This is a genomic window from Gleimia hominis (genome assembly GCF_002871945.2).
Taxonomy (GTDB): domain Bacteria; phylum Actinomycetota; class Actinomycetes; order Actinomycetales; family Actinomycetaceae; genus Gleimia; species Gleimia hominis_A.
The window spans coordinates 409,179-421,680 of record NZ_CP126963.1; the positions used below are offsets into that span (position 1 = coordinate 409,179).

Annotated in this window: 10 protein-coding genes; 4 read left to right on the forward strand and 6 right to left on the reverse strand. The window is 59.8% G+C overall.

The window, feature by feature from the left end; all coding sequences use genetic code 11:
• Positions 1-3 precede the first annotated feature (3 nt).
• Positions 4-297, forward strand: coding sequence for an ATP/GTP-binding protein (locus CJ187_RS01870; protein ID WP_376779554.1), 294 nt, complete (start codon positions 4-6; stop codon positions 295-297).
• 13 nt (positions 298-310) lie between these two features.
• Here the strand turns inward: CJ187_RS01870 and CJ187_RS01875 are convergent, their stop codons facing one another.
• Positions 311-1,621 (reverse strand): DivIVA domain-containing protein, encoded by a 1,311-nt coding sequence (locus tag CJ187_RS01875; protein ID WP_102216001.1) that lies wholly within the window; start codon positions 1,619-1,621, stop codon positions 311-313.
• A 222-nt stretch (positions 1,622-1,843) separates the two neighbouring features.
• Between CJ187_RS01875 and CJ187_RS01880 the strand changes: the two genes are divergently transcribed.
• The 3 genes from CJ187_RS01880 to CJ187_RS01890 are packed head-to-tail and all read left to right on the forward strand — an operon-like array spanning position 1,844 to position 4,762.
• Positions 1,844-2,719, forward strand: coding sequence for a hypothetical protein (locus CJ187_RS01880; protein ID WP_146003055.1), 876 nt, complete (start codon positions 1,844-1,846; stop codon positions 2,717-2,719).
• The gene (locus CJ187_RS01885) at positions 2,709-3,737 is read left to right on the forward strand and encodes a hypothetical protein (protein WP_102215999.1); all 1,029 of its coding nucleotides are present in this window, start codon (positions 2,709-2,711) and stop codon (positions 3,735-3,737) included. Before CJ187_RS01880 ends, CJ187_RS01885 begins: the two co-directional genes overlap by 11 nt.
• A gap of 17 nt (positions 3,738-3,754) precedes the next feature.
• Positions 3,755-4,762, forward strand: coding sequence for a tetratricopeptide repeat protein (locus CJ187_RS01890; protein ID WP_102215998.1), 1,008 nt, complete (start codon positions 3,755-3,757; stop codon positions 4,760-4,762).
• Between the two features lie 137 nt (positions 4,763-4,899).
• Here CJ187_RS01890 and glgB read toward each other — a convergent pair whose 3' ends face one another.
• From glgB to CJ187_RS01910, 5 genes are all read right to left on the reverse strand, one after another.
• On the reverse strand, positions 4,900-7,089 hold the full coding sequence (gene glgB, locus CJ187_RS01895; protein ID WP_102215997.1) for a 1,4-alpha-glucan branching protein GlgB: 2,190 nt from the start codon (positions 7,087-7,089) through the stop codon (positions 4,900-4,902).
• Positions 7,090-7,142: 53 nt separating this feature from the next.
• A complete protein-coding gene (locus CJ187_RS01900) occupies positions 7,143-8,456 on the reverse strand; it encodes a phosphotransferase (RefSeq protein ID WP_102215996.1) in 1,314 nt (437 codons plus the stop codon).
• A complete protein-coding gene (locus tag CJ187_RS01905; RefSeq protein WP_434737331.1) occupies positions 8,453-9,703 on the reverse strand; it encodes an alpha-amylase family glycosyl hydrolase in 1,251 nt (416 codons plus the stop codon). The genes CJ187_RS01900 and CJ187_RS01905 overlap by 4 nt, the downstream gene beginning before the upstream one ends.
• Positions 9,681-10,232, reverse strand: coding sequence for an alpha-amylase family glycosyl hydrolase (locus tag CJ187_RS09475; protein ID WP_434737332.1), 552 nt, complete (start codon positions 10,230-10,232; stop codon positions 9,681-9,683). The genes CJ187_RS01905 and CJ187_RS09475 overlap by 23 nt, the downstream gene beginning before the upstream one ends.
• A 90-nt stretch (positions 10,233-10,322) precedes the next feature.
• Complete coding sequence (locus CJ187_RS01910) at positions 10,323-12,398, reverse strand: alpha-1,4-glucan--maltose-1-phosphate maltosyltransferase (RefSeq protein WP_102215994.1); 2,076 nt, start codon at positions 12,396-12,398, stop codon at positions 10,323-10,325.
• Between the last annotated feature and the right edge of the window lie 104 nt (positions 12,399-12,502).

Sequence of the window (12,502 nt, forward strand, 5' to 3'; positions counted from 1 at the left end):
ACGGTGGCACGGCGTTCACGGCGAAACAAGTGGAGCGCACCGCACCGGCCTTTAAATATGGACCGGTTGGCGTCCATGCCGCGGTCTGTGCAGCGCGGTCAAGAAACCTTTCAAGTGCAACACCTTTCCGCTGCCCGCAAGACGTACACGTGTCCGGGGTGTAACCAGCCTATTCGCGTGGGTAGCCCGCACGTGGTGGCTTGGCGCGAGGAAGGGCGTTTCGGGTTAGATTCCGGTGTGCAGTCGCGCCGCCACTGGCACCCGCACTGCTGGTCCGTGGGCTCTTGGGCCCGCTAGCGCCTCCGCGCTACTACTGTTCTTCTGTGGTGAACAGGTCGTCTTCAGCGGCACTTACTTGAGGGGGCGCCACCTGCGCTTCTACCGCACTGTTGTTAACATCCGAGGCGAGCGAGCCGAGCACGGTGCGCATTTCCTCCAGGTACCCGGAAACGGATTCGCGTTGCCGCTCTAGTTTCGCAACCGAGCGTTGCGCCAACGAGCGTTCATTCGCGATCTCTTGCCGTGCAGACTCACGCAGTTGTTCCGCTTCCGCTTCGGCGGAGGCGATGATGGCCTCGGCGTTTCGGCGCGCGTCTTCTTGCCGCCGGCGCACCACCGCGTCCGTGTCCGTGAGGAGCCGTTCTGCGCGGTGCAGCGTTTCCGCCAGGTGCTTCTCCGCTTCCGCAACCTGTTCTTGCGCCGCCTTGATGAGGCCTTGCGTCTGTTCGTGCGCTTCCTCTTGGGCACGCGCGTTCTCTTCACTGGCTTTCGCGCGGATCTGCGCGATCTCTTGCTCCGCTTCCTGCCGTTCAGCGGTCGAGCGGGTCCGCAGTTCGTCGGCCTGCTGGTGCACGTCGCGCATCAGCGTTTCCGCTTCAGTTTTCGCTTTCGCAACCGTGGCCGCTGCGGAGGACTTCGCTTGTTCGAGTGCCTGCGTGGCTTGCGCGTTCGCTTCCTCCCGGGTGGAACGAGCATCAGCCTGAGCGTCCGCACGCATCTGCGCGATCTCCTGTTCGGCTTTCACCCGCGCCTCAACGTATTCTTTCTCTGCCCGAGTGCGGGTCACTTCCGCTTCCCGGTCGGCGCTGGCGCGCGTGTCATGCACGTATGTGTTGGTGGAGGCACGTAAGGACTGGGACTCGCGTTCAGCACCTGCCACGAGTTCGTCCGCGCGGTGCTGGGCATTCGTCAGAAGGGTTTGCGCTTCGGTGGAGGCACGAGAGGTACGTTCGTCAGCTTCACGGCGAGCTTCCGCAAGCAGTGCGGACGCTTCCGCTTCAGAACGCTCCGTGAGCCGGCTGGCGGCCACCCGGGCTTTTTCTACGAGCGCATCGGCTTCCGCCCGAGCTTTTGTTGTGACTGCAGCAGCTTGTTCTTCGGCGGAACGCAGTAGTTGTTCGATGCGTGCGCCGATCCCGGTAAATGAGGCTCGTTCCTGTTCTTCGACGCGGCCGCGTGCTTGTTTTAGGTCTTCTTCTAGGCCCCGGATGCGTTCTTCGGCCACTTCGCCGCGCTGACGCGCTTCTGTGAGCGCACTCATCAGAGTGTGTAGTTGTTCGTCGACCTGTACGCGATCGTACCCGCGCATTACTACGGGAAAGTCAGTCTGCTCTTCACTCACGCGTTTGTCCCTTCACACGTTTAAACGCTGATATACACCGGTTATTAGTCTAAACAATTCCCGTAGCTAGGGGGAAACTACGGGTAGTTAATCTTACGTATTATATGCCACCTGTAACCTTTGTTTGGGGTGAACGCGCACATTTGCTTTGCGAGCCGGTGGAAGCAAGTAGAAACAGGCATTAATCTAGGGGTAGTGCTTTGTATATAAATAGGAGTATTTGTGAAGAATATGCTCAAGCGCATGACGCTTCCGATCGTGTTTATCCTCATTGGGGCGCTCATGGCAGTTGCCGGTGTGCTTTACGCGACCGTGTTGCGTCCAGATTCCAGTATGCGTGCAACCATGGATGCTCCAAAATCACCTTATGTGGTTACAAAAGCAAGACTGTTTGGGGATGTTATTTCCAGTGAGGCGACCGTCACCGCGCAGTCGAACGGCAAGCCCGTTTCAGTTGCCGTTGCGGACGAAACCGATGCGGTTGGTTGGTTGGGAGATTCTGCGAATACGCAGGTCACGGGCTTGTCTTCGTGGGAGCGTTTGAAGCTTGAGGAACACGCTGCGCAAGATGAGAAGGCGCAGCACGGCGCGGTGGCGCAGCTGGATACGTGGAAGAGTTTTAAATCCGGCGAGGGAGCGGTGAAGGTTAAGATCCCCGCCGATGCCCGCAACCTCGTGGTATTGGCGTCGACAGATGGGAAGGAGCCGGCGCCTCAACTGACGGTCACGTGGACGCAAGAAACGTCGGTGGGGTGGGCGATCGCGTTGGCGATAACCGGCGTGGTGATTCTGGCGCTCGGGCTGGCCCTCATGCTGCACAACCGGGCGCGGCGCACACAAGCAAAGCAAGAGCAGGCGGCGCAGCAGCAAGAACGCGTGCAGCGTGAAGAAACGATGATTGAAACAACGGTTGGTGAACGCACGGTTAAACTCCCGTCTCGGCGGGCAATTCGTGAGGCCCGGCAGCGAGGAGAAACTGAGATCGTGGTAGAGGGGCACTCGTTTAGCACGCAAGCAATCCCGGTGGTTCGGAAAGTGCGTGACCCAGAAGCGTCTTCGCGCGCACATCGGAAGGAGGGGGCTCGAGATGACAGCTGAGCGTCAACTAAAGAACGAGGACGGTCTGGTCAGCAGGCGCAGTGCGCTGAAACTAGCAGGGTTGATGTTGGGCGGTGTCACCGTGACGGCGTGTGCGGGTAAACCCCCGCAGATTAAGCCTCAGCCGAGCGAGTCCGCGTCGGCCGCCCCGAACTTGGATGCGAAGCGGATTGAATCGATTCTAAGCAGCGTGTCGCAGGTGGTGGAAAAGGCGGATAAGGCACAGGACGCGAATCTTCTAAAGGAACGTCTGGTGGATCCGGCGCTAGCGATGCGCTCTGCTCAGTACGGGCTGGTAGACGCCACGGGGGAGAAGCCAGCGGGGTTCAAATTCTCGCCTAAAACCGCGACGGTTACGAATGCGCAGGATTGGCCGCGAGCGATCGTGGCTGCGAGCGTGACTGACAATAAGTCGCTGCCGGTTATGGCGATCTTTAAGCAAAAGGATGCGCGTTCTAACTACATGTTGGAATCGTGGGCGCGCCTGTTCCCCGGCCGCACTGTGCAGACAATTTCGGCAGCTGAAGGGTCAGCGCTGGTTGACCCGAAGTCGGATGCGTTCATGCTGCCGGTTGAGAAGGCGGTGCAGGCGTGGGTGGATCGCCTCAACGGGAAAGAAACGAAGGGCGTGAAGCTGGCTGAGGATGATTTCTCGAAGTACTACCTTGAGGAAAAGAAGAAACTCGAGGAAGCTGTGGAGTCAGCGGGGACGGTAACGTTCAATGCAGCCCCGATGCCAGAGACGATAACTGCGATCCAAATGAGTACGCAAGACGCATTGACGGCCGCGTCACTGCAATACACGGTCACTTATGAACGCACGGATGAAGAAGCTGAGCTGGCGATCGGGGGGACGGCAGCGAAGCTGTTGGATGACCCGCAGGTGGGGGATGACCGCGTTGTAGTGACGTACCTGGTGAGCGTGCTGCTGCAAGTACCTCATAAGAAGAATGAGGGGGAAATAACGGCGCTCGGTGCGGAGCGGGTGCTTCAAAAGGTTGAACGGAAAGAGAAGTAAAGGAAGACGGAAGCAAAGTGACTGAGCAAAACGCTAAGGACCCTTACATCCCGGCCACGCAAGGAGCCGTGGACCTGTCGGCACACAAACGTGGGGGAGCGGTGAATCCGAAGTCGGCAACCGCAGCTAGTGGCGTGGCGGCCGGTGGTGCGGCGGGCACCGGGCAGGCTGCGGGGCCGATGGGTGACCCGCGGGCAGCGGCGCCTCAGGCCGGACCTCAGGCGGGGGCAGGTAATGGGGAACTGCGCGGCCCGATTGTGCGCGACGTGTCTGAGCAGGAGCTGGCGGAACTGTCGCAACTGTCGGTGCAGCTGCCTGTAATCTTGATGCTCTGGTCGGCGCACGCAGAAGAATCAAAAACAATGGCGCAGACACTGGAGCAGATTACGCGCGAGCTAAACGGTCGCGTGGTGCTCGCGAAGGTTGATATTGATGCGAACCCGCAGTTCGCGCAGGCGCTTGGAACGCAGGCAGTACCAACGGTTATCGCGTTGTTTGGGGGACGCACGGTGCCGCTGTTCCAAGGCACTCAAGGGCGCGACCAGATTGTGGCTGTGCTGAATGAGTTGCTGCAACTTGCCGCGTCCAGTGGGCTCACCGGCCGCATGGTTGACACTGAGGAGGATGCGCAGCCGCAGGTGGATCCGCTGCATGAGGAGCCGCTCGCGCTGGAGGACGCGGGGGATATTGACGGGGCGATCAAAGCCTGGCACACCGTGTTGGCGAACCAGCCGCGGGATCGGGAAGCGAAAGAAGCGATTGCTCGGTTGAAACTGCAAAAGCGGGCGCTCAGTGAAGACACTGATACGGACACACCGCAGGCGCGTGCCGATCAGGCGCTGATCAGTGGTGACACGCAAGCGGCGTTCGACATTATGCTCGCTGAGTTTGAACGGTTAAAACCCATGGACGCGGAAGCGGCCGATGAGGTGCGGGAGCGGCTCGTGGAAATGTTCACGGTTGTTGGTTCCGCTGATCCTGCGGTTAAATCTGCGCGCGCCCGCCTGTCCGCGCTGTTGTTCTAGAACTCGCCTGTACGCTGCTGTTCTGATTTCCAACAGTTGTTCTAGAGGCCGGGTATTGTTGGTCTTGTTCGAGACCTTGCCCACGGCACGCTTAATCGAAAACCGGCCGGATCACTGTTTCCGGCCGGTTTCGTGTATTACGCCCCTTGCCCTTGCGGACGAAGCCAAATCGCTCCCAAAGGTGGGACGCGCAACTGCGCGGAAGCGGGGCGGCCGTTCCATGGAACCGACTCGCCAACCACGGGCCCCACGTTGATAACGCCGGAACCACCGAACTCCTCACTGTCCGTATTGAGGATCTCCTCCCACTGACCAGCGAACGGTAGGCCCACCCTGTAGTCCTCATGGGGGTTGCCCGCAAAGTTACAGATGCACACCAGCATCTGGGTTTGCCCCTCTGCGTCACACCCCTTGCGGATAAACGAAATCACGTTGTGGTCCGCATCCCCAGCCTCAATCCATTCGTAACCCGTGTAATCATCGTCCCAAAGGGCGGGGGAATGCACGTAAATATCATTCAAACGCGCCACCAAGCGGTCAATCTGCCGGTGCCCCGGATCGTCCAGCAACCACCAGTCCAACGAGAACGCGTCGGACCACTCGGATTCCTGCCCGAACTCCTGGCCCATAAAAACCAGTTGCTTGCCCGGATGCGACCACTGGTAAGCAAACAGGGACCGCAAACCCGCGAGCTTACGCCACTTATCACCCGGCATGCGGGCAATCAAAGAACCTTTCCCATGCACCACCTCATCGTGAGACAGCGGCAAAATGAAGTTCTCCGAGAACGCGTACACGAGGGAGAACGTGAGTTCACCGTGATGCCACCGCCGGTTCACCGGATCTTCCTGCAGGTAACGCAGCGTGTCGTTCATCCACCCCATGTTCCACTTCATGCCGAAACCGAGCCCACCCCCGGTGGTGGGAGCCGTGACCCCCGGCCAAGCGGTGGATTCTTCTGCAATCATGACGATACCGGGGTTGCGCCGGTAAGCGGTGGCGTTCGTTTCTTGCAAAAACTGGATTGCCTCCAAATGCTCGCGACCACCGTACTGGTTGGGGCGCCACTGGCCCTCACCGCGCGAATAATCCAAGTACAGCATGGATGCGACCGCGTCCACCCGCAGTCCGTCCACGTGGAACTCCTCTAACCAGTACAGGGCGTTCGCCACCAAGAAGTTCCGCACTTCCCGCCGCCCGTAGTTGAACACCAACGTGCCCCAGTCCGGATGCTCCGCACGCAACGGATCCGGGTCCTCATATAGGGCGGTGCCGTCGAACCGTGCGAGCGCCCACTCGTCTTTCGGGAAATGTGCAGGCACCCAGTCGAGGATCACGCCGATGCCCGCCTGATGGCACTGATCCACAAAATAGCGGAAATCATCAGGCGTACCGAACCGGGCGGTGGGCGCATAATACGACGTCACCTGGTAGCCCCAAGAGCCACCAAACGGGTGCTCCGCCACCGGCATGAGCTCCACGTGCGTGAACCCCATGCGTTTCAAATACGGAATCAGCTCGTCCGCCAAACCGCGGTAACCCAGCCCCTGCTTCCAAGACCCCACGTGAATCTCGTAAATGGACATGGGCAACTGCTGGGGATTGCGGTTTGGCCGCTGCGTCATCCACGCCTCGTCATTCCACTCGTGGAACTGATCGGTCACCACCGACGCTGTTGCCGGTGGAATCTCCGTTGCCCGCGCCATGGGATCAGCTTTTTGCACCCAGCCGCCTCCGGGCGTGCAGATCTCATACTTGTAGCGCGCCCCGACCTCAACGTCTGGAATAAACAGTTCCCACACGCCACTGGCCCCCAGGGAGCGCATCGCGCTGCCCGTACCATCCCAGTAGTTGAAATCCCCAACCACGCGCACCGCACTCGCATTTGGTGCCCACACAGCAAACGAAACGCCCGAGACGTCACCGAGCTCACCCTCATAGTGATGTAAGTGCGAACCTAAAACGGTCCACAGCGTTTCGTGGCGACCCTCTGAAATCAGGTACGTATCCATCTCCCCGAGCGTGGGGAGGAAGCGGTAGGGATCGTCCACGTCCGTCACCTGATCGCCGTACGTGACGCGCAGCCGGTAGTCCACAATCTGGGGAGATTCGAATGCGCACACCCAAACTCCATCTTGCTCGTGGCGCGCCTCGTACACATCGTGAGCGGTCACAACCTCAACGGAATCCGCCAAATGTCGGACAGTGCGGATAGTCACCACACCATCTTGAAGGTGCGCGCCCAGAACCGAGTGCGGCGAGTGGTAACTCGCATTCGCTACCTGCGAGAGAATATCACCAGAAACGTACATAGGGGTTGCATTCATGGTCCCATTGTCGCATGTTTTCACCCCACACGCGTTCCAAATGGTGACGTGCGTTACGTGAGGTTTTTAAGTGCCCGCAGCGGAATGTCAATCCACTCTGGGCGCATCCGGTACTCGTAAACCGTTTCGTACGTCGCCTTTTCCACCAGGAGGGCGCGCAGCATCACCTGCTCAACCGGACCTAACCCACCCCCGGACGTGTAACCGTTCAAGAACGCATCTTGCGCCGCCTGCGTCCACGCTGCCCCCGCGCTCGCCTTCGCACCCGCGTAGTCGAACGAACGCAGCATCCCCGCCACGTCTCGGAGTGCGAAATCTTTTTGCCGCCGATCCGCGAGTGAACGCAATGGTTCCCCTTCGAAATCCAGCACTGTCCACCCGGCGTCTGAATGCATCGTTTGCCCCAGGTGATAGTCGCCGTGCACGCGGATCACGGGTGGTAGTTCCGAAAGGTTCTCCACTTCGTGAACTGCGGCGATCAGCTGCTGATCGAAATCGCGTTCCTTCAGCGCGGGCACTTCCGCACTGGCCGCTTGAATATTTGCCGTGAGGCGCTGAGCGAACTCACTGGTGGCCATGGACTCACTGGCGCCGAACGCATCGGCTAACCGTTCGTGCATCTGCGCGGTCACCCGGCCCAGTGAGTGGGCGAGCGCAGCGGGGTCTGCGCCTTCGCGCGCCATCTGAACGAACAGTTCGAACCCATCCCGGCCATCGCGCACCAGGGCCCCGCCGATTGCGTACACGAACGGTTCGCGTGCCTCTCCGCGTGGTTGCAGCTGCGCGTACAGCACGGGGGTGGCCACGCATTCCCAACCGGTAGCTGCGAGGGCTTGTGTGACTTCTAACTCCGGGTGCACTCCCGGATGCAGAACCCGCAGGAACTTCACGACGCACGCGGCTTCGCCGGGGAACACCACGGACGTGTTGGACTGCTCCCCAGAAATGACGTGGGTCTGGTCCGCTACTTGCAGCAGGCGGTCGCGTATTGTCCTGGCTTGTTCAGGAGCCAGTGGGGAAATCGTCCCATCGGTGTAGGCTTCGCGGATCCAGGCGCGTAAAAATAGGGGGGAATACGCGCCGTCAACAATCCACGCGTCGCGCACGTGGGCAACGACTCCGCTGGAAGGCGCCTGATCCGTGTACACCAGTGGGACCGACAGGAGGTTTTCCCCCACTTCGATTAGGGAGATCCACACGGGTTCCACGGGTTCATTCGCCGGATCCGCAACCGACAGGGCAGACAAATCCACCGTGTCGAGCACCCGGATCTGGTCGCCTTTCTGCCCGGGGAACCACCTCCTCGAGTACAACCATGGGCCGATCGCATCCAACAGATCTAAATCTTCAGGCCAAGACGCACTCATTCGTCTTCCTCCTCGTCTTCCAAGAATGTCACTTCAAGCCAGTAAAAAGCGTGCCGCGAGAGCGTAATATCAATCGTCTCCTCTTCAGATACCGAGGGGAAGGGATTGCCCGACGCCACATCGGTTAGGTGCCACCCCGACATGCCGGGCAGGTCAATGGTGGCCGAACGTGACGCGGTAGAGAGGTTGTTCACGCACAGAATCGTCGTTTGCTCATCGCGGCGCAGGTACGCCAAAACCGCGTCATCAGAACTGTTCAGCAGTGTCATTGACCCCAATCCGAACGCTGGGTAACGCTTGCGCATTTTCAGCATGGCCCGCATCCAGTTCAACATCGACGTGGGGCGCGAGCGCGACTCCTCAACATTAATCGCATTCGGCGCATACGGACCCTGGGAAATAACAGGGAGGTAAAAATCCTCCGCGGCGGCGGAAGAAAACCCGGCGCCAGGCGAATCATCCCACTGCATCGGAGTGCGCACACCGTTGCGGTCCGACAGCCAAATGTCATCGCCCATGCCGAGCTCGTCACCGTAATACAAGAACGGGGAGCCGGGCAGTGAAAGAAGCAGGGCGTTCGCTAACTCCACCTCGCGCCGCGACCCACGCAGCAGCGGCATCAACCGGCGGCGGATCCCCACGTTCGCACGCATTCGATCTTCCGGGGCGTACCACCCGTACATGTCCGCGCGTTCTTCGTCCGTGACCATCTCCAAGGTGAGCTCATCGTGGTTACGCAAGAACGTGCCCCACTGCCCGCCCTTGGGTAGCGGCGGGGTTTCCGCCATCGATTCGCGGATCCCACGCGACGATTCCTCCCGCAGGGCCGCGAAAATCTTGGGCATTATCGGAAAGTGGAAACACACGTGGCACTCGGGGCGCGCGTCCGTCCCAAAGTAAGCCACCACCTCGTGCGGCGGCTGGTTCGCTTCCGCAATCATCATCGTGCCTGGGTATTCATCGTCAATCATCTCTCGCAGGTCCGCGATGAACTCGTGGGTTGCGGGCAGGTTTTCGCAGTTCGTCCCATCTTCTTCAAACAGGTACGGGATCGCGTCCAACCGAATCCCATCCACGCCAATATCACACCAGTAGCGGATCACGTTCTTCACGGCTTCCTGCACCGCGGGGTTTTCGAAGTTGAGGTCCGGCTGGTGGTCGAAGAACCGGTGCCAGTAGTATTCGCCGCGCACGGGGTCGAAGGACCAGTTTGAATCCTCCGTGTCAATGAAAATTACTGCGCGCATCCAGGTATTCACTGGGCCGGGATCGCCACACGTAGAAGTCCCCGTACGGGCCGGACGGGTCGTTTCGGGAAGATTGGAACCACGGGTGCTGATCAGACGTGTGGTTCAAAACCATGTCGACAATTATGCGGATGTGACGCTCGTGCGCGTCCGCAACCAGGCGTTTGAAGTCTTCTAAGGTCCCGTAGCGCGGATCCACGTCCATGAAGTCAGAAATGTCGTATCCACCATCGCGCATCGGGGAGGGGTAGAACGGGGGGATCCACAGGGCGTCCACCCCCAGCCACGCCAGGTAGTCCAGCTTTGACCGCAGCCCTTCGAAGTCCCCCACGCCGTCGTTATTCGAATCCTTAAAAGAGTGAGTTAGAACCTCGTAAAAAACGGCTGTGCGGTACCACTGCGGGTCTTGCGCAACTGGGGGAAACTCGTGTTGTGCCAAGTCTGGTACTTCGTGTTTTTTTGCGGAACTACCCGGCACGTTCACCAGAGGAACTGCGCCGGTGGCGGGTGCGTCATTTCGATTTGTCATACTCACCAAATTTCTGTGTGCAAAATACGTTTTAGCTCGACGAGCGCGAGTCTAACCCTCGGGTCTGCTTGCGCGCGGTACTCGGGTGCGTTATTGAGTTTGGACGCTGAGGACGTGGGCGACCCGTTCGCTGGGGTTCAGGCGGATGAAGTTCGACTCGCCCCACGCGTATTGCGCGCCATCTAACTCGTCACGGACCTGCAGGGTGGGCCCGGACGTGCCGTAAGAAACGGTGGCGCCCAGGTTGTTAAGGTCCAGGTTCACAGCGCCCACAACTTCGTTGTGAGGATCCAGGTTGACCACTACGATCACGGTGTCTTCTTTGCCGGTGGGGGAGAACTGTGCGGGCACGTGGCGGGAAAAGCACAGGAGCCTGTCGTCCGTGGTTTCGTGCACGTTGATGCGGTGCAGTTGTGTGAGCGCCGGATGGTGTTTGCGCGCGGTGTTCAACTGGGTCAGTAAAGTTGCTAACCCGTGTTGGTCCGCGTCTTCCCACGGGCGGGGGCGGAACTCGTATTTTTCGTTATCAATCTGTTCCTCAAAACCGGGTCGCTGCACGTTCTCAACGAACTCGTAACCGGAGTAAATCCCCCACGTGGGGCTTGCGGTAGCTGCGAGGACCGCGCGGATCGCAAATATTTCTGCGCCTCCCGTGGTCATTTGCGGCGTGAGGATATCGTGCGTGGTGGGCCAGAACGCGGGCCGCAGCAGGTGCGCTGTCTGGGTGGAAACCTCAATGAAATAATCCAACAGTTCCTGCTTCTCGGTGCGCCACGCGAAATACGTGTAAGACTGATGGAAACCAATCGCACCTAACGTACGCATCATGGCGGGGCGGGTGAACGCTTCCGCTAAGAACACTACTTCCGGGTGGATGGCACGGATATCGGCTAGGAATCGCTGCCAAAAACTCAGTGGTTTTGTGTGCGGGTTATCGACGCGGAAAATGGTGACGCCATGGTCAATCCATTTGAGTACTACGGCCCGCACCGCTTCGTAAATACCCTCCGGATCATTGTCGAAGTTCAGGGGGTAAATGTCCTGGTATTTCTTCGGGGGGTTCTCCGCGTAAGCAATGGAACCGTCGGCGCGGGCGGAGAACCATTCGGGGTGTTCTTTTACCCACGGGTGGTCTGGGCTGCATTGCAGTGCCAGGTCGAGGGCCACTTCCATGTCGAGTTCGCGGGCGCGGGCAACGAGGCGGTCGAAGTCTTCGAAAGTCCCTAAATCCGCGTGGATCGCGTCGTGCCCGCCGTCGCTTGCACCGATTCCGTACGGTGACCCCGGGTCGTCCGGGTGGGCGTCGAGCGTGTTGTTGCGCCCCTTGCGGAACGTGGTGCCAATCGGGTGGATGGGCGTTAGGTAGATGACGTCGAATCCCATCTTGGCGATGCGCGGCAGGGCGTTAGCCGCCTCGGTGAGGGTACCGGAAACCCACTGGCCGTCCGCGTTCTTGTGGGCGCCGTAAGAGCGGGGGAAGATTTCGTACCAGCTACCCACCAGGGCGCGTTTGCGGTCTACCTGCAGGGGGTATTTGCGGGATTTGCCAGCGAGCTCACGCAGGGGAGTGTCGCGAAACACGGCGCGCACCTGCGTGCTTAAACCAGCGGACAAACGGCGTTGCGCGGCGGCGCTGGTGTCACGTAGGCGCGCTGCCGCGTCGAGGAGGATTTTTTGTGATTCCTTAGGTGGTTTAGGTGCCCGCCCCCGCGGACGGGGTTTCCCAGCGGCTGCGCGTTCCATGAGGCGGGCCCCTTCTTCGAGGGTGAGTTCCACATCCGCGTCCGCCGCGATTTTTATGGCCGCGTCGTGCGTCCACGAGGCATATGGGTCGGACCAGGTTTCGATATAAAAGGACCAGTCACCGGGAGTGTCGGGCATGAGCCACGCTTCGTATCGGTCTAATCCCGGGGCGATGTCGTACATGGGGGCACGCATGTGTTCTTTGCCGTTTGGATCCACCAGCACGGCTTCGACTCCGAGTGCGTCGTGTCCCTCACGGAAGACCGTGGCTCGCACCGGAAACGATTCCCCTTCGGTGGCTTTCGCAGCCCATAAACCGTCTTCTACTGACGGGAAGATTTCCGTAACTGGGATTCGGGGGATTCGCGCGCGTGGCGGAACCGGGTTCTTGCGGCGGACGACCTTCTTCGAAGCCTGCGACATCTGGGTGCTCCTTAGGTTGACGTGACTCTCAACCCCAGTTTAGGGAAAAATGTCTGCAAAATCTCACGCGCATCTCGTCAGCCTCGCCAGCGTTTGCTAGTTGC